At 45.3% G+C, this 26,793-nt stretch carries 25 protein-coding genes; 18 read left to right on the top strand and 7 right to left on the bottom strand.

Going from position 1 to position 26,793, the window contains the following annotated elements:
* Positions 1-57 precede the first annotated feature (57 nt).
* Positions 58-1,836, bottom strand: coding sequence for an aspartate--tRNA ligase (aspS, locus tag ACQY6I_RS02450; protein WP_428239876.1), 1,779 nt, complete (start codon positions 1,834-1,836; stop codon positions 58-60).
* A gap of 255 nt (positions 1,837-2,091) precedes the next feature.
* Here aspS and ACQY6I_RS02445 point away from each other — a divergent pair, with 255 nt between their 5' ends.
* The 17 genes from ACQY6I_RS02445 (at position 2,092) to ccoM (ending at position 16,672) form a co-directional block, all read left to right on the top strand.
* Entirely contained in the window at positions 2,092-2,424 is a 333-nt protein-coding gene (locus ACQY6I_RS02445) for an HU family DNA-binding protein (protein WP_082070661.1), read from the top strand.
* Between the two features lie 42 nt (positions 2,425-2,466).
* Complete coding sequence (locus ACQY6I_RS02440) at positions 2,467-3,033, top strand: lytic transglycosylase domain-containing protein (RefSeq protein WP_428239875.1); 567 nt, start codon at positions 2,467-2,469, stop codon at positions 3,031-3,033.
* 121 nt (positions 3,034-3,154) lie between these two features.
* Positions 3,155-4,630 (top strand): PilZ domain-containing protein, encoded by a 1,476-nt coding sequence (locus ACQY6I_RS02435; RefSeq protein WP_428239874.1) that lies wholly within the window; start codon positions 3,155-3,157, stop codon positions 4,628-4,630.
* A gap of 269 nt (positions 4,631-4,899) precedes the next feature.
* Positions 4,900-6,336, top strand: a complete 1,437-nt coding sequence (gene ccoN / locus ACQY6I_RS02430; RefSeq protein ID WP_428239873.1) for a cytochrome-c oxidase, cbb3-type subunit I — start codon at positions 4,900-4,902, stop codon at positions 6,334-6,336.
* 11 nt (positions 6,337-6,347) lie between these two features.
* Positions 6,348-6,950 carry a cytochrome-c oxidase, cbb3-type subunit II gene (gene ccoO / locus ACQY6I_RS02425; RefSeq protein ID WP_428239872.1) on the top strand — a complete coding sequence of 201 codons (603 nt, stop codon included), beginning with the start codon at positions 6,348-6,350 and terminating at the stop codon, positions 6,948-6,950.
* A gap of 6 nt (positions 6,951-6,956) precedes the next feature.
* Positions 6,957-7,136, top strand: coding sequence for a cbb3-type cytochrome oxidase subunit 3 (locus tag ACQY6I_RS02420; protein ID WP_428239871.1), 180 nt, complete (start codon positions 6,957-6,959; stop codon positions 7,134-7,136).
* Entirely contained in the window at positions 7,126-8,031 is a 906-nt protein-coding gene (gene ccoP / locus ACQY6I_RS02415; RefSeq protein ID WP_428239870.1) for a cytochrome-c oxidase, cbb3-type subunit III, read from the top strand. The genes ACQY6I_RS02420 and ccoP overlap by 11 nt, the downstream gene beginning before the upstream one ends.
* A gap of 117 nt (positions 8,032-8,148) precedes the next feature.
* Positions 8,149-9,561: a cytochrome c oxidase accessory protein CcoG gene (ccoG, locus tag ACQY6I_RS02410; protein ID WP_428239869.1), complete on the top strand. Its 1,413-nt coding sequence runs from the start codon at positions 8,149-8,151 to the stop codon at positions 9,559-9,561.
* Positions 9,562-9,569: 8 nt separating this feature from the next.
* On the top strand, positions 9,570-10,079 hold the full coding sequence (locus ACQY6I_RS02405) for a FixH family protein (RefSeq protein ID WP_428239868.1): 510 nt from the start codon (positions 9,570-9,572) through the stop codon (positions 10,077-10,079).
* 5 nt (positions 10,080-10,084) lie between these two features.
* On the top strand, positions 10,085-12,472 hold the full coding sequence (locus ACQY6I_RS02400) for a heavy metal translocating P-type ATPase (RefSeq protein ID WP_428239867.1): 2,388 nt from the start codon (positions 10,085-10,087) through the stop codon (positions 12,470-12,472).
* Between the two features lies 1 nt (position 12,473).
* Entirely contained in the window at positions 12,474-12,656 is a 183-nt protein-coding gene (gene ccoS, locus ACQY6I_RS02395) for a cbb3-type cytochrome oxidase assembly protein CcoS (RefSeq protein WP_428239866.1), read from the top strand.
* On the top strand, positions 12,649-13,299 hold the full coding sequence (locus tag ACQY6I_RS02390; protein WP_428239865.1) for a sulfite exporter TauE/SafE family protein: 651 nt from the start codon (positions 12,649-12,651) through the stop codon (positions 13,297-13,299). Before ccoS ends, ACQY6I_RS02390 begins: the two co-directional genes overlap by 8 nt.
* Positions 13,296-13,880, top strand: a complete 585-nt coding sequence (locus tag ACQY6I_RS02385; RefSeq protein ID WP_428239864.1) for a gamma-glutamylcyclotransferase family protein — start codon at positions 13,296-13,298, stop codon at positions 13,878-13,880. Before ACQY6I_RS02390 ends, ACQY6I_RS02385 begins: the two co-directional genes overlap by 4 nt.
* 280 nt (positions 13,881-14,160) lie before the next feature.
* Complete coding sequence (locus tag ACQY6I_RS02380; RefSeq protein ID WP_428239863.1) at positions 14,161-14,655, top strand: hypothetical protein; 495 nt, start codon at positions 14,161-14,163, stop codon at positions 14,653-14,655.
* Positions 14,656-14,726: 71 nt separating this feature from the next.
* A complete protein-coding gene (gene ttcA / locus ACQY6I_RS02375; protein ID WP_428239862.1) occupies positions 14,727-15,614 on the top strand; it encodes a tRNA 2-thiocytidine(32) synthetase TtcA in 888 nt (295 codons plus the stop codon).
* Positions 15,615-15,728: 114 nt separating this feature from the next.
* The gene (gene fnr / locus ACQY6I_RS02370; RefSeq protein WP_428239861.1) at positions 15,729-16,481 is read left to right on the top strand and encodes a fumarate/nitrate reduction transcriptional regulator Fnr; all 753 of its coding nucleotides are present in this window, start codon (positions 15,729-15,731) and stop codon (positions 16,479-16,481) included.
* A gap of 71 nt (positions 16,482-16,552) precedes the next feature.
* Positions 16,553-16,672: a cytochrome c oxidase subunit CcoM gene (gene ccoM, locus ACQY6I_RS02365; RefSeq protein ID WP_428239860.1), complete on the top strand. Its 120-nt coding sequence runs from the start codon at positions 16,553-16,555 to the stop codon at positions 16,670-16,672.
* A 38-nt stretch (positions 16,673-16,710) separates the two neighbouring features.
* On the opposite strand, the gene nudC is transcribed toward ccoM, so the two are convergent.
* Both nudC and ACQY6I_RS02355 read right to left on the bottom strand, forming a co-directional pair.
* Positions 16,711-17,544: an NAD(+) diphosphatase gene (gene nudC, locus ACQY6I_RS02360; RefSeq protein WP_428239859.1), complete on the bottom strand. Its 834-nt coding sequence runs from the start codon at positions 17,542-17,544 to the stop codon at positions 16,711-16,713.
* On the bottom strand, positions 17,525-20,188 hold the full coding sequence (locus tag ACQY6I_RS02355; RefSeq protein ID WP_428239858.1) for a bifunctional acetate--CoA ligase family protein/GNAT family N-acetyltransferase: 2,664 nt from the start codon (positions 20,186-20,188) through the stop codon (positions 17,525-17,527). Before ACQY6I_RS02355 ends, nudC begins: the two co-directional genes overlap by 20 nt.
* 158 nt (positions 20,189-20,346) lie before the next feature.
* Here ACQY6I_RS02355 and ACQY6I_RS02350 point away from each other — a divergent pair, with 158 nt between their 5' ends.
* Positions 20,347-21,225 carry a histone deacetylase family protein gene (locus ACQY6I_RS02350; RefSeq protein ID WP_428239857.1) on the top strand — a complete coding sequence of 293 codons (879 nt, stop codon included), beginning with the start codon at positions 20,347-20,349 and terminating at the stop codon, positions 21,223-21,225.
* A gap of 3 nt (positions 21,226-21,228) precedes the next feature.
* On the opposite strand, the gene ylqF is transcribed toward ACQY6I_RS02350, so the two are convergent.
* From ylqF to ACQY6I_RS02330, 4 genes are all read right to left on the bottom strand, one after another.
* The gene (gene ylqF / locus ACQY6I_RS02345) at positions 21,229-22,092 is read right to left on the bottom strand and encodes a ribosome biogenesis GTPase YlqF (protein WP_428239856.1); all 864 of its coding nucleotides are present in this window, start codon (positions 22,090-22,092) and stop codon (positions 21,229-21,231) included.
* Positions 22,093-22,128: 36 nt separating this feature from the next.
* Complete coding sequence (locus tag ACQY6I_RS02340) at positions 22,129-23,064, bottom strand: 1-aminocyclopropane-1-carboxylate deaminase/D-cysteine desulfhydrase (protein WP_428239855.1); 936 nt, start codon at positions 23,062-23,064, stop codon at positions 22,129-22,131.
* Positions 23,065-23,068: 4 nt separating this feature from the next.
* A complete protein-coding gene (locus tag ACQY6I_RS02335) occupies positions 23,069-24,466 on the bottom strand; it encodes a hypothetical protein (protein WP_428239854.1) in 1,398 nt (465 codons plus the stop codon).
* Positions 24,467-24,678: 212 nt separating this feature from the next.
* Positions 24,679-26,700 carry an FAD-dependent oxidoreductase gene (locus tag ACQY6I_RS02330; RefSeq protein WP_428239853.1) on the bottom strand — a complete coding sequence of 674 codons (2,022 nt, stop codon included), beginning with the start codon at positions 26,698-26,700 and terminating at the stop codon, positions 24,679-24,681.
* Positions 26,701-26,793: the final 93 nt, after the last annotated feature.

Genomic DNA, 26,793 nt, shown 5'->3' with positions numbered 1-26,793 from the left:
TTTACCTCCAAAAAAGGGGAACAGAATTCCCCTCAGTTCAACTCAAGTTATACAAATTTACTTTTCCTGCACGGCCTTCTGACGCAGGCGGATATGAAGATCTTTTAACTGATTGGTATCAACCAGCCCAGGAGCATCAGTCATAACACATGCAGCCGTTTGTGTTTTTGGAAAAGCAATCACTTCACGAATGGAACTCGAGCCCGTCATCAACATAACCAACCGATCCAACCCGAATGCCAATCCTCCATGCGGCGGCGCTCCAAACTTCAATGCATCCAGCAGGAAGCCGAATTTCTCACGCTGCTCTTCTGGACCAATACCCAGAACCTCAAACACTGTCTGTTGCATCTCCTGACTGTGAATACGGATAGATCCACCACCCAATTCAACACCGTTTAAAATCATGTCATAGGCTCGCGACAACGCAACTGCCGGCTTCGCCTGCAATTCCTCAGCACTGCAACTCGGTGCAGTAAAGGGGTGGTGACAAGCCGTCAGAGAGCCATCGCTGTCCTCTTCAAACATAGGGAAATCGACAACCCAGAGAGGAGACCATTCGCAAGTATAAAGATCAAGATCGGCACCAAGCTTGTTCCTCAGAGCCCCAAGAGACTCATTAACAACTTTCGCCTTGTCTGCGCCAAAGAAAATGAGATCACCATTTTCCGCTGCTGTTCGCTCCAAAATGGCCTTACGAACATCCAGTGGTAAAAACTTAACGATTGGCGATTGTAACCCTTCTTCCAGATCACTCTTGTCGTTCACTTTTATATAGGCCAGGCCTTTGGCCCCATAGATACCGACAAACTTGGTATAATCATCAATCTGTTTACGGGTCAGAGATTGCCCACCAGCTGGCACCTTCAGCGCAGCAACTCGTCCCTTGGGATCATTTGCCGGACCGGAAAATACCTTAAATTCAACCTCAGCCATCAGGTCACTGACAGTAACCATCTGCAATGGAATTCGCAGATCTGGCTTATCCACACCATATTTCTCAATCGCTTCAGAATATGGCATGACCGGCAGTTCACCCAACTCCACATCCAAAACATCTTTGAACAGGTTGCGAACCATATTCTCTGTTACAGACATGATTTCCTGTTCAGACATAAAAGAGGTTTCAATATCGATCTGAGTAAATTCTGGCTGACGATCAGCTCGAAGGTCCTCGTCTCGGAAACACTTGGCAATCTGATAATAACGGTCAAACCCAGACACCATCAACAGCTGCTTAAATAACTGTGGTGACTGTGGCAAAGCGAAGAAATGATGCTCATGAGTACGCGATGGCACCAGATAATCCCGCGCTCCTTCAGGCGTCGCACGAGTCAGAATAGGGGTTTCAATATCCAAAAAGCCCTGTTCCTCAAGATAACGCCGAATATTACCGGTGATTTTTGACCTTAAAATCAGTTTCTCCTGCATTTCAGGACGGCGCAAATCAATAAAACGGTACTTAAGTCGAACGTCCTCACCCACCTGCTGATATTCATCCAGCGGAAAGGGGGGCGTCTGAGCAGCATTTAATACCTGAATCTCGAGACCCAGCATTTCTATCTCACCAGTGGCCATTTCTGCATTGGTTGTGCCTTCCGGTCTACCTCTGACTTTGCCGGTGATCTGAACAACATATTCATTACGAACTCGATCCGCGACACTAAAGTGCTCTGGATTATCCGGATCAAAAACCACCTGCACGATACCATTACGGTCTCTCACATCCAGAAAGATCACGCCACCATGATCCCGTCGCCGATGGACCCAGCCACAAATTGTCACTGTCTGGTCAATATGTGTAGCTCTCAAATCGCCACAATACAGGGTTCGCATAACTATCGATCCTTTAAAACCTGATGATTAAATCTATAGTGAATTTCAACTCAAGAATACCAGCTGAAAAAAGGGTCGGCATTATACTCATAATAAAAACACAATTACACTGAGCATTAAGCCGCAAATATCTGTTAAAACAAGGGTTTTTTACTTGTTCAGGCAAAAGTTTGGATTATACTCCCGCTTCCAGGCCTGAGCCGGCACTAGACTTTAGTAATTTTAATTGACAACCCACCCTGTAAGGATCAATTCATGGCTGCAAAAAGACCAACTGCCATTACCGAGCGTTATAACAAAACTCAAATTCTGGCAGAAATCGCTGAAAACACTGGCCTCAGTAAAAAAGATGTAGGTGCGGTATTGGATGAGCTGAATACTCTCATTGAACGCCACATTAAGAAAAAAGCTGTCGGCGAATTCGTATTGCCTGGCATGTTCAAAGTAGTAACCGTTAAAAAACCTGCTGTGAAGGCACGTAAAGGGATCAACCCATTTACTGGCGAAGAAACCACCTTCAAAGCAAAGCCAGCCTCTACAGCGGTAAAAGTCAGGCCCCTGAAAAAGCTGAAAGAAATGGCTCTTTGATCTACCAGTTAAAAAGCCGGGGATCCCGGCTTTATTTTATTCATGAAATTATTAATCGCTTTTTTTGCACTACTCGCTTTTTCTACGATAGCTGTCGGTGAGAATACTGATATCGACCCTGAGCTTAGAAGCGAGCTGCGTCAGGCTGCCAATCTCAATAAGAGCTTCGATGACCCTTATGTCGCCCAGGTATGGCTGGTTGACATGTCCTCAAGAATCGCTCCCTATATAAAAGATCCCAAAGAACGCGTTACCTTTTTAACGATTGTGCACGAAGAAGCAACCTTAGCCGGACTATCCCCTGAACTCGTACTATCTGTAGTACATATAGAAAGCCTTTTTAATCGGTATGCCATATCACGGGTCGGTGCGCGTGGGCTTATGCAGGTAATGCCATTCTGGAAAAAAGAAATTGGCCGCGAAGAAGATAATTTGTTCGATATGCGTACCAATCTGCGTTACGGATGTACCATTCTGGCCCATTACATCCAAAAGGAAGATGGCAACATTCAAAGAGCCCTAGCTCGATATAATGGCTCCACTGGCAAAACGTGGTACCCCTCAAAAGTCTTGGTTACCTGGGAAAAAAAATATTTTGTAACCGGATAGCCCACTCTTCGTACACTTCTTTACAGTTTTATATTTGATCGATAAGAATTCGTCTATGATATTTATTATGTGAACTAATTCACAGGCAGTATGTGTCGCACATTGAAAAATAGGCGTTTTTATGAGCTTTAATGATTTACGTTTGAACTTACCTCAGGCGATTAGCCCGCTGAGCGGTGAACAAGAACACAGGATGTCGATTCACCTGGTGGACACACTCTGCACCGACACACTATGTGTGGAAAGTAGTATACCAAGAGAACTGTTATACACTCTCAACCGTTGCGAGGCAGATAACAATACCCGAGAACAACTGTCGACCAAAACCATTGAGCTGTTTATTTCCAGCAAAACCCTGATCAAAAATACTCTGACACCAGATCATTACAGCCAATTGGTTACTGAGATATCCAACGCCTGTAAATGGCTACTTAATGACAACGATTCTGTACCAGCAGACCAGATAGCCAATCTCTACCATCGTACTATATATATGATAGGCGAAGAGATAGAGCAGTATTATGAGCAATATACTCCCGAACCCAGACATTTGTGGGGTGAAATTCACCGATTGTTCGAACATGCCCAACTGCATCGATTTGACCACTATATAGATGAAGTGCTCGGATGCTCATTAATCAATACCTACAAACGCCTTGTCTTATTGGCAATCGCCGGGCCATATCAATTCAGTCAACAAGAAAGCGAAGACCTTAACCTCTGGCTTAATTCTTATGCTGAACTCACTGAGTTCAGCCATCAGATTGGTCAGAACATTCATCCCGAGTATTACTACATCGATCTCACGAGAGACGCATCCATACTTAGCTATCAACAAGTCGAATCCAAAGGACTAACCGAATTTTCAATCCTGGCAGTCAACCCTTTACCTGTTTATCAACAGCTAAAGAAAGACCTAAAACTAATCAGACAAGGAAACATGGCACAGATCAAAGGCCTCTCTGATCAGGATCCGATAAGTTGTTTTCTGCTATTAAAAAAAGCACTCGCGATCTGGAGCAAATCAACCTCCCGAAAAACGGAGCGCATACCGTGCCAAAAAACTGCTGAGGTAGTTTTCGGACTACACAATATTCATGGCAAACTGAGGCACAAATACAATAACAACTTAACCAAGCAGGGAACTGTCACCAACGACAGCCTGCAGGGCGCCTGTATTCAGTTACCACTGACTGAAGCCTCCAACATCAGTGTTGGTGACCTTATTAATTATGAATTAAATGAGAACGATAACAGATATCGGTATTTAGCTATTGTCAGATGGGTTCAACGCCAATCCAACCAATTCATACTTGGCATTGAGTTCATTAATGGAAAAGTCCAGCCAGTATCAGTTAAAAGTGGTGACCAGCAAATCGAAGCTATATTAGTCAGCTTTGCATCCGAAGACTCTCTAGTAACTGACTCTGGTGTCTACAGGAATGGCTCGATAGTCAAGGTCAAACTGCCGAACCAATCCTTTACACTCAATGCTTATTCAGGTCCGCTTATCAGCCGCCACAGCGGCGTTGACCATTTCAAAATCCGCCGTGCCAGCGCTTACCAGCAACCCATTGCAGCAGCTGCGAGCGGCTAATCCTTCTTTCTAATCTTCTCTACAGAAAAAATTAAAAGCTTCTTGGGTATGTTTTAGACATACCCAAGAAGCTTTTTTGCCGTTTTTTTGAGCACTTCATGACCCGCATTATTCTAAAACGCCACTTTTACACAAATAAAATGACTTAAGTGCCCACTTATTGCCTCAGGTCATTTGCAAAAAAAAAACGTTTTACTCATACTTTCGCCCGTTTTCGAACCCCTTCTCATAAAATATTAATAAACAAAAACCTCGACGGAAGCTGATCTATGAGTCATACAACCTCTGCAACAGAACAGCCGCAATACGAAATGGACGTGGTGAAATGGTTTTCCATCATGACCGTTGTTTGGGGCATTGTCGGCATGAGTGTCGGAGTATTAATTGCTGCGCAATTAATATGGCCTGATGCTTTGACCTTTGGTCCATATATCCATTTTGGAAGATTACGCCCTCTTCACACGAATGCAGTTATATTTGCATTTGGCGGATGCGCACTGTTTGCGACTTCTTATTACACGGTGCAACGCACCTGCCAGACACGCCTGGCGCTGCCTGGCCTCGCCTGGTTTACCTTCTGGGGCTGGCAATTAGTCATTGTGGCAGCAGCGATAACCTTGCCACTTGGTATGACCAGCTCAAAAGAATATGCTGAGCTGGAATGGCCAATCGATATTCTGATTACCATTGTATGGCTAGCTTATCTGGCCGTTTTTGTTATGACACTCAGAGCCAGAAAAACATCCCATATATATGTAGGAAACTGGTTCTATCTGGCATTTATCATCACAGTTGCCTTATTGCATACCGTCAATAATGCAGAATTACCCGTCAGCTGGTTCAAGTCATACTCCGTCTATGCGGGCACAATGGATGCCATGGTTCAGTGGTGGTACGGCCATAACGCAGTAGGATTCTTCCTGACAGCTGGCTTCCTGGGCATGATGTATTATTTTGTTCCTAAGCAGGCAGAGCGGCCGGTTTATTCTTATCGCCTTTCCATTGTCCACTTCTGGGCCCTGATTGGTGTTTATATGTGGGCAGGTGGTCACCATTTGCATTATTCAGCGCTACCGGACTGGGCTCAAAGCCTCGGCATGGTAATGTCCTTAATTCTACTGGCTCCATCCTGGGGTGGAATGATCAATGGCATGATGACACTGTCAGGTGCCTGGCATAAACTGAGAACAGATCCAATTCTGAGGTTCCTGGTTGTTTCACTGTCGTTCTATGGCATGTCGACCTTCGAAGGTCCCATGATGTCTATCAAAACAGTCAATGCACTTTCTCACAACACAGACTGGACAATCGGTCACGTTCATTCTGGCGCTTTGGGGTGGGTTGCGATGATATCCATCGGTTCTATTTATCATATGATGCCCAAACTGTTCGGTGTACGTCAGATGTATCGCTCTTCTCTTGTAAACCTGCATTTCTGGCTTGCCACTATTGGGGTTGTTTTCTACATCTGCGCCATGTGGGTGAACGGTATTATGCAAGGCCTGTTCTGGCGTGCAGTCAATGAGGATGGAACGTTAATGTACAGCTTTGTTCAGAGCGTTGAAGCCAGCCGTCCCGGATATATTGTTCGAGTAATCGGTGGTGGAATATTCCTTCTGGGTATGTTGGTAATGGCCTATAACGTCTGGAAAACTGCGCAGATGACCAAAGAGTCTGATGCTGACTCAGTTCCTCAGACAGCCTAAGGAGAAGTGATATGCAACATGAATTTGTCGAAAAAAATCTCGGCCTGATGACCTTGTTTGTACTGATTGCTATCAGTTTTGGCGGTCTGATTGAGATTGTGCCTTTGTTTTTCATCAAAGATACAACTAAGGCGGTTGCAGGACTCAAGCCTTACACGGCGCTTGAACTCGAAGGTCGCGATATTTATATACGCGAGGGCTGTAATGTCTGCCACACCCAAATGGTGCGACCTCTTCGTGCAGAGGTCGAGCGTTATGGACCTTACTCTCAGGCAGGTGAGTTCGTTTACGATCATCCATTCCTGTGGGGTTCAAAACGGACAGGACCTGATCTGCAAAGAGTGGGTGAACGTTATTCAGACGAATGGCATAAGGCCCACCTTTGGAACCCAAGAGACGTAGTTCCTGAATCTATCATGCCCGCTTTCCCGTGGTTATTTGAAAATACCCTGACCGGTGAAAAAACAGCGACCAAAATGAAAGCCATGAAGATGCTGGGTGTTCCCTATACGGAGGCAGACATTGCAGGTGCTAAAAATGCTGTTGCAGGTGTCACAGAGGTAGACGCTCTGGTCGCCTATCTGCAAAGCCTCGGAACGGCTATTCCACGGTAGATTCTCATGGATATTAACGATTTAAGAGGACTGGCTACAGTGACAACAATGATCGGTTTCATTGCTGTCGTGGCGTGGGCTTACAGTAGCAAGCGCAAGTCCAGTTTCGACGAAGCTGCAAATCTGCCATTCGCAGATGAGCCCGAGTCAGCTAAAAAAAATACGGAGAAACAAGATGATGAGTAGTTTCTGGCACTGGTATATCTGGATCATCGCAATCGGCTCAATCGGCTTACTATTCTGGTTGATTAGTGCTACACGAAAAGTCACAGGCTCGACCGGTGATGATGAAGTTCTGGACCATTCATACGATGGTATTCAGGAATATAACAATCCATTGCCGGCCTGGTGGCTATATATGTTCTGGGGCGCCATGGTATACGGACTTGGTTATTATGCTTATTTTGGCTTGGGTAACTGGCACGGATTCTCCGGTTGGACGTCACACAAGCAGTTAGAACAGGAAATCGCAGCTCACGACAAAAAATACGGGGACATCTTTGATCGCTACGCGGCCATGAGTATCGAGGACCTGCAGAATGAACCAAGAGCTCTGCAAATGGGTAAACGCATATTCCTGAACAACTGCGCACTCTGTCATGGCAGTGCTGCTACTGGCGGCTATGGATTCCCTAATCTGACTGACAATGATTGGCTGTACAACGATGCAAACAACAGCATCAGCCAAACCATTCATAAAACAGTATCCGGTGGTCGCCGTGGTCAGATGCCCGCCTGGGGTCAGGCCCTCGGTGCTGCTGGTGTTAATGCGGTTGCCAATTATGTCTTGAGCCTTTCCGGCAATGAACACGACCAAACTCTGGCGATGCAAGGGAAAGCTTTGTTCATGACATCCTGTGTAGCTTGTCACGGGGTTGATGGTAAAGGCAATCAGGTTCTTGGTGCACCAAACCTGACTGACAATGTGTGGCTATATCGTAACGACAGTGAGTCACTGCTCAATAATATCAAGCTCACTATCAACAATGGCCGGGCAGGTAACATGCCTGCATGGAATAGTATTTTAGGGTCTGCTAAAGTACAATTAGTCTCAGCTTATGTCTACAGCTTAAGTCACTAAAAAGTCCTGTGGAAACCAGAATCATCTGGTTTCCACTTTGTTAAGTGGTCCATCTTGTTTGCGGTCTCTTTAACAAAGTGGAAATACTACATATTTTTTTTCAGGTAACTCAGATCCATGTCGGAAAAAATCGAAGTTCAAGATGTCACCCCGAAAAGCGAATCGTATGATCTTTATCAAGCTCACGAAAAAATTTACATCCGTCGGGTCAAAGGGCTGTTTCGATCATTACGTTTTTTCGGCGGCATTTTTCTGTTTTCGTTGTACTTTGGTTCTCCATGGCTTAATTGGGATGGTCGACAGGCCATCTGGTTTGACCTGCCTTCTCGAAAATTCTACATTTTGGGGCTCACTTTCTGGCCGCAGGATTTCATGCTCCTGTCATGGCTGTTGATTATTGCCGCTTTTTCTTTGTTTTTTATAACAGTCTATGCTGGTCGGGTCTGGTGTGGTTACACCTGTCCGCAAAGTGTTTGGACATGGATTTTCATGTGGTTCGAAGAAAAAACGGAAGGACAGCGCAATCGTCGTATCAAGCTCGACGCGCAATCTATGAGTGCAGAAAAATTCCTTCGTAAAACAGCGAAACATGCTGCCTGGCTCATGGTAGCATTTTGGACAGGTTTCACTTTTGTTGGATATTTTTCACCGATTCGCACCTTGATAGTGGATCTCGCAACATTTGCTATCACTGGCTGGTCTTTATTCTGGATATTGTTCTTTACGGTGGCTACTTATTTGAATGCCGGCTGGATGCGGGAGCAGGTCTGCATTTATATGTGCCCATATGCGCGTTTTCAGTCAGTCATGTTTGATAAAGACACTTTGATCGTATCTTATGATCCTAAGCGCGGTGAGACCCGTGGCAGCCGCAAACGTGGAGTTGACCCCAAAGAGCTGGGCCTGGGTGACTGCATAGATTGTGATTTGTGTGTTCACGTCTGCCCAACCGGCATCGACATCCGGGATGGGCTTCAATATGAATGTATCAGCTGTGCCGCCTGTATTGATGCCTGCGACTCGGTTATGGATAAGATGGGCTATGAAAAGGGGCTGATACGTTACACAACAGAACACAATCTGGCGGGAGAAAAAACTCACCCTATCCGTCCAAGACTGCTGGGGTATGGTGCAGCTTTGATCGTTATGATGTCATTGTTCAGTTACACCATTGCTACGCGCATTCCGCTGGCTATGGATATCATTCGTGACCGGGGAGCTCTGCATAGAATGACTCCTAATGGACTGGTCGAAAACAGTTATCAGGTTAAGATTATGAATATGGCGGAAGAACGGCGTAACTTTGTGCTAACTGTTAAAGGTCCTGATTCCCTCAAGATCGTTAACAATGCTTCAATCTCACTCGATTCAGGTGAAAGCATTGACCTCCCACTCCGACTGGTTGCTTCACCCAAAGCACTAACAACCCCAAGTCAGGCAATTTTCTTTACTTTGACAGATAAAATTGATGACAAAGTTAAAGTAACCACGGAAAGTCGCTTTTTTGGACCAGTGGGTTTTAAACATTGAGTATGACAATGAATCGTGATTCTGCACCATGGTATAAGCAAGTATGGCTATGGCTAGTTTTGGCTCCCCTTATTGTTGTCATTTGTGCCAGCTTTTTGATGCTCTACCTTGCTATCACCAGTAATGACGGAGTTGTGGTCGATAATTTTTATAAAGATGGTCTGGCCATTAAAGTACGAGAACAGCAGGACGAATACGCTACCAGCCGAAACATTCAGGCTCAAATGGCTCTGGAAAATCAAATCATCAGACTCAGTTTATCCGGAAACCTCGAAACCCTACCGGCGCAACTCAGTTTGCAAATTATTTTTCCAACTCAGGCATCCAAAGATGTCAATATTGTTTTAACCAATAGTGGGGGGATCTACACGGGTGCCCTGCCTGAGCCTGTTTCCGGACGAAGGTTGTTGCAGATTCAACCTGCTGATGAAAACAACCATTCAAATGACTTCTGGCGCCTGCACGGCGAAGCAGTATTTCCATTAAATGAACAGGTATTCCTTAAACCGAAGTCATAGTGTTTATGGCAGATACACCAGATGAGGTTTGTTTTCACTGCGGCCTGCCCAATACAACAAACCAATTTCGCGCGACCATACTAAACGAAGAGCGCTACTTTTGTTGTGCAGGGTGTATGGCAGCAGCTTTGACTATAGCCGGCTGCGGCTTGGACCAGTTTTATAAGTTTCGGGAAAACACCAGCGAAAACCCCGAAACGTTTAAACGCCGCCATATCAGTCAGTACAAAATTTATGACGACCCTGACATCCAGGATGATTTTGTCGATCGTACTGACCCTGCCCATGCCTCTTTTACGCTGGCTATCGAGGGAATCAGCTGTGCTGCCTGTGTTTGGCTGATTGAAAAGCGATTATTGCAGCTTAAGGGCATTCATCAGGCCAATCTGAATCTGTCCAGTCATCAGCTGCGAGTAGAAGCTGACCTTACATTAGTAAAGCTCTCAGAGGTATTTGTAGAACTGCATCATTTGGGTTATCGGGGAAAACCTTATCAACCCAGCCAGCAAGACAGCATTATTGACAAAACCCAAAAAGACTTCCTTTTACGAATCGGCATAGCAGGTATTGGCATGATGCAAGTCATGATGAATACCTTTGCAATTTATTTGGGGCAAATAGACTGGCAATTTGAAAACCTACTTCGCTGGACCAGCCTAGCTCTGACCCTACCGGTCTTCTTCTATTCTGCACTCCCCTTTTATCAGGCGGCACTGAGGGATCTGAAAAGCAGGCACCTGGGTATGGACGTACCCGTATCACTGGCAATCATATTAGCCTTTATTCCAAGTGTATGGGCAACACTTACTCAGGCAGGAGAAACCTATTACGAGTCAGTTACCATGTTTACTTTTTTTCTGTTGCTAGGACGCTTTCTCGAATTCAGAGCCCGACAACACCTCGCCATCAGCAGCAACTCTATCGACGACCTGGTACCTGCAACGGCTCACATTGTAAAAGAAGAACAATTGCTGGAAATTCCCAGTAAAAAACTGACTGTAAATGACATTATCGAAATTTTGCCCGGAGAATCAGCACCAGCCGATGGACACATCATCTCCGGCCAGGCAGCGATTGATGAGTCTATGATCACTGGCGAATTTGATCCGGTACACAAGCAGCTGGGAGACAGCATACTTGCAGGGTCAACCAATACCGAAGGGATCATTCGCGTCAAAGTATCACATGCCCCTAACTCGTCATCCATCAGTCTGATGGTTCGCCTGCTGAATCGTATGGAATCAGAAAAACCCCGTATTGCAGAAATTGCCGATCAGGGCGCCAGTATGTTTGTTCTGATCATTCTCGCCCTCTCAATATTAACCGGCATAGGCTGGTATTTCATCGATTCGGAGAGAGCATTCTGGGTCGCATTATCTGTTCTCGTTGTGACCTGTCCATGTGCTCTGTCTCTTGCCACGCCTGTCGCACTCACAGCGACCAGCGCCAATTTACGTCGTGAGGGAATTATCGCGACAAGGGGAAACGCGTTACCGTCTCTGGCAAAGGTTTCTGAGGTCGTATTTGATAAAACCGGTACGTTGACCAATGGGCAGTTTACTGTCGTCCAGGTGAAGTTGTTAAACAACCTGTGGAATGAACAAAGAACTCTCAACATTTGTGCAGCCCTGGAATCACACAGTGAACATCCTGTCTCCATTGCATTTAAGCCATTCATAAGCTCATTGCGCGCAACAGAAGTGTCCGTTCACACTTCTGAAGGCATAAAAGGGAGTATCGATACACATCAATATCGCCTGGGCAAACCAGACTGGGTTCGCCCAGGTATCAGCAGGCCTGGACACGGGCACTGGTTATTGCTCAGCACCACAGATACCGATATCGCCTGGATTGAAATTGCAGATCAGATTAGACCGGATGCTATGGTGGCCGTTCAAGCCCTTAAACAAAAGGCCCAACTGACAACACACATGCTCACTGGAGACCGAACCGAAAGGGCTCGGCAGATCAATGACGTATTACGGTTTGACCATGTAGCAGCGGAACAAAGCCCGCATACGAAAGTACAATATATAGACGCCATTGAGCAGCCGGTGTTAATGGTCGGTGACGGGCTTAATGATACGCTATCATTGAGCCGGGCAGACGTATCTATTGCTATGGCCAACGCAACCGAACTGACTAAGCAGACTGCGGATATTTTGCTGCTGAACAACCAGTTAGGGAAAATTCCTATGGCAATTGTTCTGGCTCGTAAGACCCAACGTATTATTCGCCAGAATCTGGCTTGGGGTTTGATCTATAACCTTATCGCATTACCACTCGCCATGTCGGGGCTGATTACTCCGTGGATGGCTGCTGTAGGCATGTCTTTTAGTTCACTTCTGGTAGTATTAAATGCTCTCAGGCTAACTCGAAAAATACAGATATAACATGCAGATTCTCTACTTACTGATACCACTGTCTCTTCTGTTGTTAGGCACCGCTCTGGCAGGTTTGGTCTGGGCAGTCAGAAAAGGACAGTATGATGATCTCGACAGTCCGGCCCATAAAATTCTTTATGATGACGATTTGGACAAAATGCCGAAGAAGAAAGATTCAGATAAACATGATTGAACAGTTACTACCCGCCTTCTTATTAGGTCTTCTCGGGGCAGGCCACTGCGTGGCTATGTGTGGAGGTATTGCTACCGCTTTGGGGCTTAATGCGCCTGGTCACCTGGGATACAGTTTGCTCTATCAGCTAGGCCGCGTCAGTAGTTACATGCTGATAGGATTAATCTTTGCTCTGTTTGCCAGTTTCATCCCGCAGTCTTCTATTTTGTACTTACGATTACTAGCAGCATTACTGCTGCTGGGCATGGCGTTATATCTGTCTGGAATTTGGAATGCTCTGGCCGGCCTGGAACGTGTGGGTAAAGTATTGTGGTCATTTATCCAGCCTTTGGCGATCAGAATCAAGCGTCCTAATTCGATGGCAATGGCCTTCGCAGCAGGTGTCACCTGGGGTTGGTTACCCTGTGGAATGATCTATTCTGCTCTGGGTCTCGCCAGCTTGTCGGCAAACCCTTTCTACGGAGCACTAACCATGCTGGCATTCGGACTAGGCACATTCCCAGCCATGACCGGACTGACGATTTTCAGCCAATCCATGATCCAACTGATCTCCCATCGGCTCACTCGTATTTTCAGTGCAATATTGGTTTTTTCCCTGGCGATATGGACCGCGTATTCGGCAATAGAGGTTGTAGCTTCATGAACAATTACATTTTTGGTTACGGCAGTCTGATCTGTGCAGACAGCCGCTCACGTACTGGCATCACCGGCGATGCGATCCCAGCTACTGTTAAAGGAATTAAACGCGGCTGGTACGTATCTGTACCACAGACAATGCATATAGCAGTGGGAGCAGTTCAGGATGAGTTTTCTGAATGCAATGGTGTGATATTTCCAGTAGATACAAAAAACCTGGCCAAATTTGATGAGCGGGAACAGGGTTATGGGCGTATTACACTGAAAACAAGCCATATTATTACCAAACATCAGCTTCCTGATGATGCAATCGTCTGGACCTATGTTGGCCACCAAACCAGATCACCATCATCAGAATATCCGATAACCCAAAGTTATCTGGATGTCATTCTTAAAGGCTGCTTTTCCTGGGACGAAGCATTTGCAATAGAGTTTATTAAAACAACCAGTCACTGGGGTAACCTTATCAATGACAGGTCTGCCCCTCGCTACCCAAGAGCGATAGAAAGTGACACTCATTATCACCTACACGACACATTTCTGATGCAGCACCTACCCGACTGTATTCTGCAGCGTAAAAATATCTGACACTTTTTTGCAGAACTGGAGCCAACTCTGTTTTCAATAACCATCAAAGTCATCAATTGCGCCTGCAACAAACAGCATGTGCGCATTTTTAGTGACTAAATATGCTAATAATTAAGTGAAAACCAACCAAAAGATCTAATACCTTTCATAGATTTTGCTAGCGTAATTTATAAGTACTTTTGTTGACGGATTATGTAAATAGTCTTTAGTTTCAGTATCTGCGAACCGATATAGTCAATATTGAAGCAAAGACCATTTACTTCATTTTTTGGTGAAATATATGGGTATCTGTGCAAGCGAATTAAAAAACTGCGTTATTAAACCGACACTGGAATATTTCGGGGTCTGGAATGAAGCGCACGAAGCTCTACTGATTGCCACGGCCGCCACAGAATCAGATCTTGGATATCATTTAGGATGTAGTTCTGACCAGGGTTATGGTCTTTTTAATATCACTGAGCAGGAACATAACAACATTTGGGACAATTATCTGGCGCAGACACCAGACCTGGCGAGTAAAGTCAGAGGTTTAGCTGGTCAGAGAAGCTTTCTCGAACAACCTCATCTTGAACTATCCACCAATCTGGCTTATTCCACTGCAATTGCTTGGTTTATGTATGAAAGTTCAGGGATCCCTGTACCCGCTAAAACGGATGTCATAAGAATAGCCGAATACTGGTGTAAAAATTTTCATCCTAGCAGGGAGTTTCATGACAAAGTCAAGTTTGTTCATTTTTTACAGGCTTGGTTAAAACAAGACTCTATAGCTGCTTGATTTACAAGCACTAAGGAAAATGGTAGAACGCGCGTTCGTTTTTTATCCATATTCCAATCCTGCCTCAAACCATGCAAACACTCAGTAAAAAAGACAAAACAGAATTTAACAAACTACAAAAGCGCCTGCGCCGGGAAGTCGGAAAAGCAATTGCTGACTACAATATGATCGAAGATGGCGACAAGGTAATGGTATGTTTGTCGGGAGGCAAGGATTCCTACACGATGCTGGACATTCTTCTGGGGCTACAGAAAAGTGCACCGGTACATTTCGATCTGGTGGCTGTTAATCTTGACCAAAAACAGCCTGGCTTTCCTGAGCATGTGCTGCCCGAATATCTGCAATCTATCAATGTGCCTTATCATATTCTGGAACGGGATACTTATAGCATTGTTCAGGATATGGTGCCGGAAGGAAAAACCACCTGTGGAATGTGTTCCCGTCTCAGGCGCGGAACTCTGTATGCTTTTGCGGAACAGATTCAGGCAAATAAAATCGCTCTGGGTCATCACCGCGATGACATCATTGAAACCCTTTTCCTGAACATGTTTTACGGTGGCAAACTTAAGGCAATGCCTCCTAAATTACTGGCAGATTCAGGACGTAATATTCTGATTCGCCCTATGGCCTACTGCCAAGAGGAAGATATTGTACAGTATGCTGAGACTAAGGAATTTCCGATCATTCCATGCAACTTGTGTGGTTCACAGGAAAATCTTCAGCGTCAGTCAATCAAACAAATGTTGAAAGACTGGGAAAAACTGCAGCCCGGCCGCAGTGAAATTATTTTTAGAGCAATCCAGAATGTCGCGCCATCACAACTGGCGGATACCAGCCTGTTCGATTTCAATACTCTGAGTATTAATGGCATTGCCTCGCTGAATATTGGCGATGACGGGCCTCTAAGCCCAATGAAACAAACTCAGGTGGAAAGCTGGGAACCAGGAGCCATAAGCTAATCAATGCAGGTAAAGTACATGTCCAAAAAAAAAGTCATGATATTAGTCAATATACTTGCATGATCTGAATCAAGTTCCATAATGTGACCAAAAATATTGTCAGGAAAATTTTCTATGGTTAGTACTGCCCACTGCGATACCTGTAGCCTGCATCCCCTCTGTCTACCTATTGGCTTACAGGACAACGACCTCGACAAACTGGAAAAAATTATCCGTCGTGGTCGTCCCATCCAAAAAGGTGATCATCTGTTCAGGCAGGGCGAGCCGTTTACATCGGTATATGCTGTACGTACGGGGACTCTTAAAACCTATACGCTAACAAATGATGGTGAAGAACAAATTACAGGATTTCATTTGGCCAGCGAACTGGTTGGGTTAAGTAATTTTGATACACAACTGTACACGTGTTCAGCGAAGGCACTTGAAACCACTAACGTCTGCGAAATTCCATTTGAGAGTCTGGATGATCTGAGTGCAGAATTACCCGCACTTAGACGCCAGTTATTGCGGACGATGGGCAAGGAAATTCGTGATGACCAGCAAATGATGTTGTTGTTATCAAAGAAAAGCGCAGAAGAACGTATCGCCTCTTTTTTGTTAAACTTGGCATCCAGATTCAAACGTCGCGGTTTTTCTGACAAAACCTTCCGTTTATCTATGTCCCGGGCTGATATGGCAAACTATCTTGGCTTAGCAGTTGAGACAGTAAGCCGAGTATTTACACGCTTTCAAAAGCAGGATCTGATCGAGATTACGGGTAACGCCAAGGAAATCTCCTTATTGGATCAGAGAGCATTATGGGATCTTGCCGCATTGAGCGAAACCGAACGTTGCGAGCTGGATATTATTGTCTCCAGCTTGGGCTGATCCGTATCAACTTTTGGTGTTGATTTTTTAATTACACTCGTCCTACATGCATATGTATGGAGAGTGTAATTATGTATATCGATCAGATTATCTTCGCAGGAATAGGAACCGTTGGCCTCGTGGTACTTATTACCGGAGGTATTTTCTATTTCATGTATCGCGATGCTCATAAGAAAAAAGACAAGCACTAAGCAGCAGAGGCGTTATCTGTTTAATACTCATAACGCCTTTATTTCTTCGCCATACGAACCTTTTCCCGATGCCTTTCGATCATCCAGCCTGCAATACTCAGGTTAGGTGCATATTTTGGCAGGTCTTCGATATGGAACCAGCGGGCATCCAGAATTTCATGTTCCTGAATCCGGATATCTCCTGATTCGTATTCAGCCTCATAGCCAAGCATTAGTTGATGCGGAAAAGGCCAAGTTTGACTGTTTAAATAACTAATGTTTTTCACTCTCACACCGACTTCTTCGAGAATTTCTCGATATACAGCCTGTTCCGCAGATTCCCCTGCCTCAACAAACCCTGCGAGCGTTGAATACATACCTGAGTCTTTGTGACGCACACCATTGGCCAGTAACACTTCTTCCCCCCGATACACCAACACAATAACGCAAGGCGATATCCTGGGATAAGCAGTCAACCCGCAATGATCACAATGGGCCCCTGGTTCATGATCAAAATATCGTGTTCTATGCCCACAACGCCCACAAAACCGATGGTCCTGCCGCCAGGTATGCAGCTGAACAGCCCGGCTAACCATCGCAAAAACCTGCTCATTTTCTCGGGCAACATCACGAACGGTAACAACCCACCAACCTTCAGGCAGCTCATAACTTTCATCCAACCAACCTGCAAACCAGGGAACCCCCTCCAGGGAGGCAATATAGCCGACACTATCAACCTCAATATTCAGAATATCCTTTGCTTGCAAAACCCAATCACCGGAGTTGGGTACAATCAGATTCCCCCCCTGAAACAAAAGAATATTACCTGCCGACAAATCGTGCTTTTCTTGAAAATCAATTGACCAATAAGTCTCATCCAGTTGATACAGCATCTTTTTTCAGTTCCAGTTTTACCATACACACACCATCGTCCTGACAAACCTGCTCAAAACCACAGTGACGGGCAAGCCTTAGCATGGGCTCGTTGTCACTCATGATTTCAGCGACGATAGCAGTCGCTTTTTCATTTTCACTGTACCGGATCATACGCTGCATCAATTGCGAACCAAACCCTTTCCCCTGCATTTCAGGATCGACCATTACGGCAAATTCGATCTCATTGGTATTAACATCCTTCCAGGTCCGTACCTCTCCCCAAATGCGCTGGTACTGATCAACCGCGACAAATGCCATCTCTCTACCATAATCAATCTGACACATGGCAGCGAGCTCACGATGTTCAAAATTCAAACGACTGCCAAAAAAGCGAAAGCGCAAAGCTTCTGCTGTCATGCGTTCAAAAAACAGTTTCAACTCTGCTTCATCTTCCGCCCGAATAGGTCTCAAGACCAGCTCCTGACCATCTTTTAACGTCATTGATTCTTCTAGATGAATAGGATAAGGCACGATTGGAGATGGAAAAGACTTACCCAGATTGATCGCAACCCCCAATACCAGCAGAGAGTGGTCAGGTAGCAGCAGCAAGTTAACTTCCAAACCTTCAATGCTCGGGTGATCAATGGCAATCTGACTAACAGCCATCAACGCTGTACTGAGTTCTTCGATATCTTTTTCCGGATTATCGGATCTCTCACTTAATACAGAGTATGCATGACTACGGTAAATCAATTTTCGGGTATGATTCGAATTCAATGGCGGTAAACCAAAGCGCCGATCAGCCAATATATCTGCTGTAGAACCCCCCTCTCCAAACACCACGAGCGGGCCAACCAGGGAATCCCGGGTCAACCCCATTGAGAATACCAGCGAGTCCATTTTTCGCCTCATCGGCTGGACACCAAACCCCAGTACTTTACTGCCAGGGAACAGATTTTTTTGATCAGACAACAACTGGTGGGTAGCATCTTTCAGCTCATTGAAGTCATTGATCGAAATGACCACTCCACGCCATCGGGTTCTGGGATTATCATCATAGGCAAATGGATAACAATAAGCCTCATGAACCAGTCGCAGGGAGACGGGATATGCCTGATTGGGTTCGGCAAATAACTGTTTCTGAGAGGTATAAAAATTCGAACCGACAAGATTGAAACCATATATTTCAAGTACTGTCCGGGCCTCAATCCAGGTCATGTATTCGCGGTTCTGCTGCTTAACTGAATGAATCAATGATTCGACGGTTGCTTTATTGGATGCCTGAATACTAAATGACTGGGGTGGGGTCTCCCGAAGGCTGGTCTGATTACGTTCATGATGAACCATAATCATAAACGCTTCGACAGCCTCAGAGGGAGAATCAAAATTTAGCAGGTTGTGACGATCAAACAGCTCCCTCGCCTCACGAACAGACTCGATCCCCAACCAACACGTTAATACCATATGCCGGCTTGACTTAATAAGCGGAACCAGGCTCTCAGCTAATCGCATGGGATGACTTCTGTGATTCGGGGTCACCACCAGCATTATCGCCCCCAAACCTTTCACCTTATCAACCATTTGCAGCAAACTCCGATATCCCTCAGTCGACGTGTTCGGCGCAACCACCATTGGATTAAAGCCGATTTCGTCCTGATACCAGGTGACATCTTTTAGAGCATCTTTAATACTGGACATATCCGCAAGCTGACCTTTGAGTTGCACCAGACGATTCAAAGCCAGCATTGAAGTACCCAGCCCATTGGAAATAATGGCCAGGGACTCAAAGAACAACGGTTTCATGCGGTTGAGAATCTCAAACCCGTTAAACAAGCCATCCATGGATTCTGCTTCGAGCACCCCTGCACGCCGGAAAAAGCGATAATCCACCCGATCACGACTTTTTAAACCGGCAGGTACGGGGTCCTTCAGCCCACTTCGAATTGCCAATACTTTCTTGGTTCTGGATGCAGCTCTCAACGCGGTCATCAATCTACGAGCATCAGGTAATGTTTCGATATTGAGCAGAATGGACTTAACCCGTCGGTCAGCCGCCAGATAGTCCACAATGTCCGCGATTTCTACATCCGCTGCGGCTCCTACGGTAATAAAGTGGGAAAAACCGATACCACGACCAACCGCCCAATCCAACAAAGCACTGCCCATTGCTGCTGACTGGCCCACAAACGCAGTTGTTCCGGCTGAAGGAAATAAATGCGCAAAAGAGGCATTTATTTTCAGCGCTGGAATCATCACCCCCATTGAATTCGGACCGATTATTCGGATACCCAACTTAATTGCCAGGTCCCTGATACCCTGGTTAGCCGCTCTTGTTGCACCTTTCTGGCGACTGATGCCGCCAGTCAGCAGGACTGCTGAACGAATTCTTTTCTTAGCAATCTGCTTCAATACTTTGGAAATATTTTCTGCTGGCAAACATATAATTGCCAGATCAATTGGTTGCTTGATCTTGGCAAGACTCTGATAGCAGGGAACACCAAACACCTGACTGTATGGTTTCAGGTTTATAGCAATCAGCGTTTTATCGTAGCCTGCAGCCACGATATTTTTCATTACCAGGGCCCCCATGCTGCCTTCGCGCTCTGAAGCACCAAATACAACAATACTGTCGGGGTTAAAGAAGGTTGCTAAAGCTGACATGATCACCGACCTTTCGCTAGTTCAGAATCATTAGTGTTTAAGGCATAGTCTCCGCCATGAAATTCTCTTATATTTAAGAATCGTTCAGACCCAGACTGATAATCACAATAATGATAGATACCGCCTTCTTGAGCCACCCTTTCACAGAAAAACATGACATGGGTGAGGGACATCCGGAAAGTCCAGCCAGAACAATGGCTATCCAGCGCCATTTTTCCAATCTTGGCCTGAACAATAAAATGCTGCAACTACAGGCTGAAATGGCATATGAAGAAGCTGTGCTCAGGGTTCATCACCCTCGGTACATAGAGCAACTGGAACAAATGTCGCCACTGTCCGGGTTAATTCAGGCTGACCCGGATACATTAATGGGTCCTCACAGTCATGACGCGGCTTATTTTGCTGCCGGCGCGGGCATTCAGGCCGTTAACGATATCGTCGACGGTAAATATCAGAGAGCCTTTTGTGCTGTCAGGCCTCCTGGACACCATGCCGAACCCAATACTACGATGGGCTTTTGCTTTATCAATAACATCGCAGTTGCTGTTCAGGAGCTGCGCTCAAAACATAATATCAAACGAGTGGCAGTGATTGACTTTGACGTACATCAGGGGAATGGCACAGTAGAGATATTCAAAAATATACCGGATGTCTTGTTCTGCTCATCATTTCAGCATCCTTTTTATCCGAACAGCCATTGGAACATTGACCGTCCCAATATCATCAATAGCCCTATCCCTGCATTCAGTACTGGCGAACAATTGATGAAGATATGGGAAGCACAGTGGCTACCAGCGTTAGTACAGCACAAACCGGAGTTTATTTTTATTTCAGCAGGCTTCGACGCTCACAGAGATGATCCGATGGCAGAAATGAACTGGCTGGCCAATGACTATCACTGGATCACCTCCAGACTCTGTGAAATTGCCAATAAGTACGCCGACGGCCGCGTTATTTCTATGCTGGAAGGCGGATATAATCTGAAAGCACTGGCTGCATCAGTTGAGCAACATGTCCGCGCCTTATTGGAGGTTTAGCAGCTATTGCGGGTCCGGCTCCAAATCCCGATAGGGAATTTCCTGACCTGGTTCCTCAAGACTAATACTACCGAGTTTGCCGTCCCGAAACTCTCGTACAACCAAATCACTGACCTTGTGCAAATCAAAACCGCCTTTCTTCAAACAACCTCTTTTTGCAGCAATTTGAGCCAGGCACTGATAGCTGTCTTCTGCCATTGTCTGCAATCCATAGCGTGTCATCAACAAATCCGGATATCGTTGCATTAGATAGTCCACCAAATACATTGCCACGTCGTCGTAATCAAGAGCGGTATCCCTGATCGCACCCGAGGCTGCCAAACGATAACCACTCATTTCGCCCTGCGGCGATGGGGACATAATTCCCGGAGTATCCATCAACTGAAACTCATCCCCTATCATGACCTTTTGTTGCCCTTTAGTAATGGCAGGTTCGTTACCAACCTTCACCATCTTTCTTCCCAGCAGCGTATTAATGAGGGTTGACTTACCAACGTTAGGAATTCCCATGATCATAGCTCTCACAGGTTTTCCCATAACTCCTCTGTGAGGAATCAGTTTTTTAGCCAGTTCGGGGATTTGTCTCGCACGGTCAGGATGCTCAGTTGTGATTGCCAGGGGAATCACATCCTGCTGCTGCCGAAAATGTTGAAGCCATTGTTCCGTAACCACAGGATCAGCAAGATCCGATTTACTCATGACCTTAATGACAGGACGATCAGCACGTAACTTAGTGAGCAGGGGATTGCGGCTGGACTCAGGCAATCTGGCATCCAACACTTCAATTACCACATCAATTTTATTAATAACTTCCTGAATTTGCCGCCGGGCTTTATTCATATGCCCAGGGAACCAGTGAATAAGCATAATACAACTCAAATAGAAAACAGTAGTTGCAGTATCTTAAATGAAATGCCAGTCAGACGCTGTAAATTCAGCCAGGTTCTTTTCCTTGAATCGTTTTTCAAATCCGCGATTTCCTTGCAGCCCCCCCGTGTGTACTACCACTACTTCACTACCGGGTGGAAAGTAATTTCTTAACAGCAACTGATACACAGCCATGAATGTTTTTCCCGTATATATTGGCTCCAAAGGAATATTGAATTGCTTGGAAAATTCCCGACAAAAAGCCAATAGCTCTGAATCTGTTTTCGCAAAACCACCTCGATGAAAATCGATCAGAACCAAATCTGACGGAATAGATTTGGTATCAATCCATTGTGCGATTCGACTATATGTGGCCTTTCCTTCTGCAACACATTGAATGCCATGAACTTTACTGTTCTTGGCGAATTTAAACAGTCCCCCAACAGTAGAACCTGTCCCAGTCGCGCAAAACAAATAGTCAGGCACTATTTCCTGATATATTTTCGCAGCCAATGGCTCATAAGCATCCACAACGTCAGCCGTGGCTCCACCTTCGGGAATCAGACAACACCTGCCAAACTGTTTTTCAGCCTTTTCAGCTGCCTTAGGATAGGGCATATCACACCATTCACGGTATTGACTGCGCGAAACGAAATGCAGCTCCATTCCCCAATGCTGAACATCTTTCAAAGTAGGTGACATTTCTGGGTGATCCAGACCACGGATTACCCCAATAACAGGAATATGCTTTTGGTGACACAGCCATCCCAAGGCATGGAGATGATTGGAATATGGGCCTCCAAAACTGACAACCGGCAGAGCGTCATCTGCCGGATAATGGGTTAACAATGGTGTCAACTTATAGAGCTTGTTACCGGATATATAAGGGTGATTCAAATCTTCCCGATATGTGAATAAATGAACCCCTCTATCGAGGAAAGCCTGCCATGGAATGGATTGTAAAAACGTCAATTGCTTACGAACTACGCCTCAACGGTGAGACATTAGAGTTTTTTTTATGGCGTACACAGTAATTGTGATTACCCTCAACATATTCAGCTGGACTATCAATGCGTTTGATCGGAACACCACATTCCTGACAAATAGAAGCCTCATAATGAGCTACCCACTCACGATACTGATTGACGGAAACGCCACATTTTTGTGCAGCATAAACATCAGGATCTTCCAGGTAATCTTTTAATAACTTGGCCGGCAAACTCATATGCCCAGCCCCAGCGTGATAAGCAACGAATACAACATCCTGAGACTGCAACTGATCAATAAACTCATCAATTTTCTGACTGGCAGCACGTTCAGCCTTGTTTTTAGCCTCAATTAGACGTTTTTCATATTCGATCTTAGCTTCCCGATAAGTATCGAGCTCATCAGTTAATTTTGAGACCTGTGCATGCAACCTTCCCAATTCCTCAGATCCTGTTTTAGAGGTACTGGCTTGTTTCTCAAGCAACTCCAAATGGGCATCTTTCAATTGATCCAGCTTTTCTTTTTGTGATCCAAACTTTTCTCTCAGCGCCTCAAACTCAGCCGCAAGTTTGCGATATTTTTCAGCCAGAGTCTCATACAACACACTCTTCTGAGCGATCAACTGTTCAGAGTCTATCAACTGCTGCTTGGCCACTTGTGATTCGTTACGCATGACTCGCTTTAACTGCTCGATGTCCTGCTTCCTACGCTCATCAAGCTGTTGAAATTTCTCTTTATATTCAGTGGCAATATCAACAATTTGAGAACGGTAGAGTGTTTCTTTCGCTTTAAGCTCAGCAATCAATGCTTTGTCACTGGCACTGGCTTTAGCTTGTTCAGCACTGGCTTTTGCCTGTTCGGCAACCATAGCAGGGTCAGGAGTAAGCAACGGAGGAACCTGATCATTGATCACTGGAATATCAGAATAATTCTGAGAGCTCTCAACTGACCGAGCCTTTTTTAGCCCTAAGCGATTACGTTTTAGTGCATCACGAATAGCAACGAAATGATTGAGCCCGCCTTTTGTTGAAGGCTCCCATAGCTCTCTTTGATACCAGGCAACAGAACATTGAGAACGACAGGCCAACCTGATTGGCCCACTCCCCATGTCAGGACCCGGACCAGCATTTTCTACCAGATGACGCAGAGGAATATTCCAGTCACGATCAGCCCGACCCGCTTCATCAAACTCAATGGCAAATAAGACACAACCGGTAGCTTCCAGACTGGAAGATATGGTGAGATAACACGCCTGTACTTCCTGCCCGGCAAATTCAGGAATACCAACCACTCCATCCAGCACAGCTTCAAATTCAGCATATAGCATTTCCTTTGTAATGCCTTTTTTCCCGAAGAAAAAAACTGCTTCATTACTATCGGATTTCATATTCCTACCCTAAAAAGCCGAACCCTGAAAGAAAAACACTCGTTCACTAAAACATTTTAGCTGCCTATTATTCCCAAAGTGTGACGCAATAAGCATAGATTAGTAAGTACATATAATTTAATGCAAAAATGTGACGCAAACTGCGAATTTTTCGGCACTTTCTAGCATTTTTTGTTAATCATATATATAAGTGTGACCTGAATGGTCATATTTTAAATCGAAGCAGCTATTTCTGCACCTTCTCTGATCGCTCTTTTTGCATCAAGTTCACCTGCTTTTCGCGCCCCGCCCACAGCCACAGAGTGAATAGACGGATAAAGGGATAAAGCCTCAAACAGTCGTTGATCTGGCTCCTGACCTGCACAAATCACAATATGATCCACAGATAGAACACTCACTTCGTTTTCAATTTCAACATGCAATCCCTGATCATCGATCTTTAAATAGGTTACCCCACTTAACATTCGGACCCCGGCTTTTTTTAAACCACTTTTGTGTATCCAACCTGTTGTTTTACCTAATGTTTGGCCCAAACTACCGGTTTTTCGCTGAAGCATGATAATCTGCTGAAGGGCATGTGCGGGTTTTGGTGGCTGTAACCCACCTGCCGACTTCACGGTCAAATCGATCCCCCACTGCTCTGCAAATGTCTGAACTGAACAGTCTTGATTTTTATGAGCAATAAACTCCGCTACATCAAAACCAATGCCCCCGGCACCAATAATCGCCACACTACCATTCACTTCAACCTTGCCAGTTAGCACTTCCAGATAATTCGTAACTGTCGGATGGTCGATCCCCGGGATATCCAACAGTCTGGGTAAAATTCCAGTAGCAACAATTACCTCCTCAAACCCCTCATTACTCAACTGTTCCGCCTGAACATAAGTATTCAGCCTTAACTCTACCCCCGTCTCGTCAAGCATTCTCGAGTAATAGCGCAGAGTCTCCTGAAACTCTGCTTTGCCTGGAATTCTCTTGGCAATATTAAACTGCCCACCTATCTGCTCACTGGCTTCAAACAACGTCACACGATGACCTCTTTCAGCTGCCACAACAGACGCGCTCAAACCCGCAGGGCCTGCACCGATTACAGCCACTTTTTTTGGAAGCGTTACAGGAACATACTGAAGCAGAGTTTCATGACATGCTCGCGGGTTGACCAGACAACTGGTCGTTTTCATTTCAAAAATATGATCCAAACAAGCCTGATTACAAGCAATGCAGGTATTTATCAAGTCCGCTTTACCCGTTGAAACTTTTATAACGAAGTCAGGGTCGGCCAAAAATGGCCGTGCCATACAAATCATATCTGCGTGACCGGCAAGCAGTATCTCCTCACCAACCTCAGGCGTATTAATCCGATTAGTTGCAACAATTGGAATATCAAGGTGTTCTTTCATACGTGCCGTCAGACTTACAAATGCTGCCCGGGGAACACTGGTAGCGATGGTCGGAACCCTGGATTCATGCCAACCAATTCCGCTATTAATCAGATTGGCACCTGCTTCCTGAATCCACTGTCCCAATTGAACGACCTCATGCCACTCACAACCATCTTCAACCAAGTCAATGAGCGACAACCGAAATATGATTAAAAACTCATCGCCACAAGCTTCCCGTATCGCTTTTACAATGGATATCGCCAATCGACATCGATTACTGAAGCTCCCCCCCCAATGATCTTCTCGCTGATTGGTTCTGGAAGCGATAAACTGATTAATGAAGTAACCTTCTGACCCCATCACTTCTACACCGTCATACCCTGCCTGTTGAGCCAGTTTGGCAGCACGGGCAAAATCTTGAATCTGCTGTTCCACCTCATCAGAACTCAATGCTTTTGGTGTAAAAGGGTTGATAGGGGCTTTAATTGCACTGGCCGATACTTGATCGGGCTGATAAGAATAACGACCCGTATGCAAGATCTGCATGCATATTGATGCACCTTCTGCGTGAACTGCAGATGTGATGATTTTATGGTTGTCCACATCTTCCTGACTGGCCATCTTGGCACCATGGGCAGCGACTCTACCTTCATTATTTGGAGCAATTCCGCCCGTAATAATCAAACCAACCTGTCCTTTAGCACGTTCCCGATAGAAAACGGCCAATCGCTCAAAACCACCAGGGGCTTCTTCCAGCCCTGTATGCATGGAACCCATGATAATGCGATTACGAATGAGTTTGTGACCGACTTGAATTGAAGACAACAATTGAGGATATTGAGAAGACATAAATGTACACACTCCATTATTCTTTTTTTCAGAATCGAAACATGACTAACAGAGTTTTGCAAAAAAGCGCATAGATTCTGTCACTGGTGAATA

This window comes from Gynuella sp., from assembly GCF_050297175.1.
In the GTDB taxonomy this organism is placed as follows: domain Bacteria; phylum Pseudomonadota; class Gammaproteobacteria; order Pseudomonadales; family Natronospirillaceae; genus Gynuella.
This window is presented reverse-complemented; position numbering and strand designations above follow the sequence as displayed.

Coding starts and splice junctions, on each gene's coding strand:
- aspS (WP_428239876.1), bottom strand. CDS start 1,836: ATGCGAACCCTGTATTGTGGCGATTTGAGAGCTACACATATTGACCAG.
- ACQY6I_RS02445 (WP_082070661.1), top strand. CDS start 2,092: ATGGCTGCAAAAAGACCAACTGCCATTACCGAGCGTTATAACAAAACT.
- ACQY6I_RS02440 (WP_428239875.1), top strand. CDS start 2,467: ATGAAATTATTAATCGCTTTTTTTGCACTACTCGCTTTTTCTACGATA.
- ACQY6I_RS02435 (WP_428239874.1), top strand. CDS start 3,155: ATGAGCTTTAATGATTTACGTTTGAACTTACCTCAGGCGATTAGCCCG.
- ccoN (WP_428239873.1), top strand. CDS start 4,900: ATGAGTCATACAACCTCTGCAACAGAACAGCCGCAATACGAAATGGAC.
- ccoO (WP_428239872.1), top strand. CDS start 6,348: ATGCAACATGAATTTGTCGAAAAAAATCTCGGCCTGATGACCTTGTTT.
- ACQY6I_RS02420 (WP_428239871.1), top strand. CDS start 6,957: ATGGATATTAACGATTTAAGAGGACTGGCTACAGTGACAACAATGATC.
- ccoP (WP_428239870.1), top strand. CDS start 7,126: ATGATGAGTAGTTTCTGGCACTGGTATATCTGGATCATCGCAATCGGC.
- ccoG (WP_428239869.1), top strand. CDS start 8,149: ATGTCGGAAAAAATCGAAGTTCAAGATGTCACCCCGAAAAGCGAATCG.
- ACQY6I_RS02405 (WP_428239868.1), top strand. CDS start 9,570: ATGAATCGTGATTCTGCACCATGGTATAAGCAAGTATGGCTATGGCTA.
- ACQY6I_RS02400 (WP_428239867.1), top strand. CDS start 10,085: ATGGCAGATACACCAGATGAGGTTTGTTTTCACTGCGGCCTGCCCAAT.
- ccoS (WP_428239866.1), top strand. CDS start 12,474: ATGCAGATTCTCTACTTACTGATACCACTGTCTCTTCTGTTGTTAGGC.
- ACQY6I_RS02390 (WP_428239865.1), top strand. CDS start 12,649: ATGATTGAACAGTTACTACCCGCCTTCTTATTAGGTCTTCTCGGGGCA.
- ACQY6I_RS02385 (WP_428239864.1), top strand. CDS start 13,296: ATGAACAATTACATTTTTGGTTACGGCAGTCTGATCTGTGCAGACAGC.
- ACQY6I_RS02380 (WP_428239863.1), top strand. CDS start 14,161: ATGGGTATCTGTGCAAGCGAATTAAAAAACTGCGTTATTAAACCGACA.
- ttcA (WP_428239862.1), top strand. CDS start 14,727: ATGCAAACACTCAGTAAAAAAGACAAAACAGAATTTAACAAACTACAA.
- fnr (WP_428239861.1), top strand. CDS start 15,729: ATGGTTAGTACTGCCCACTGCGATACCTGTAGCCTGCATCCCCTCTGT.
- ccoM (WP_428239860.1), top strand. CDS start 16,553: ATGTATATCGATCAGATTATCTTCGCAGGAATAGGAACCGTTGGCCTC.
- nudC (WP_428239859.1), bottom strand. CDS start 17,544: ATGCTGTATCAACTGGATGAGACTTATTGGTCAATTGATTTTCAAGAA.
- ACQY6I_RS02355 (WP_428239858.1), bottom strand. CDS start 20,188: ATGTCAGCTTTAGCAACCTTCTTTAACCCCGACAGTATTGTTGTATTT.
- ACQY6I_RS02350 (WP_428239857.1), top strand. CDS start 20,347: ATGGGTGAGGGACATCCGGAAAGTCCAGCCAGAACAATGGCTATCCAG.
- ylqF (WP_428239856.1), bottom strand. CDS start 22,092: ATGCTTATTCACTGGTTCCCTGGGCATATGAATAAAGCCCGGCGGCAA.
- ACQY6I_RS02335 (WP_428239854.1), bottom strand. CDS start 24,466: ATGAAATCCGATAGTAATGAAGCAGTTTTTTTCTTCGGGAAAAAAGGC.
- ACQY6I_RS02330 (WP_428239853.1), bottom strand. CDS start 26,700: ATGTCTTCTCAATATCCTCAATTGTTGTCTTCAATTCAAGTCGGTCAC.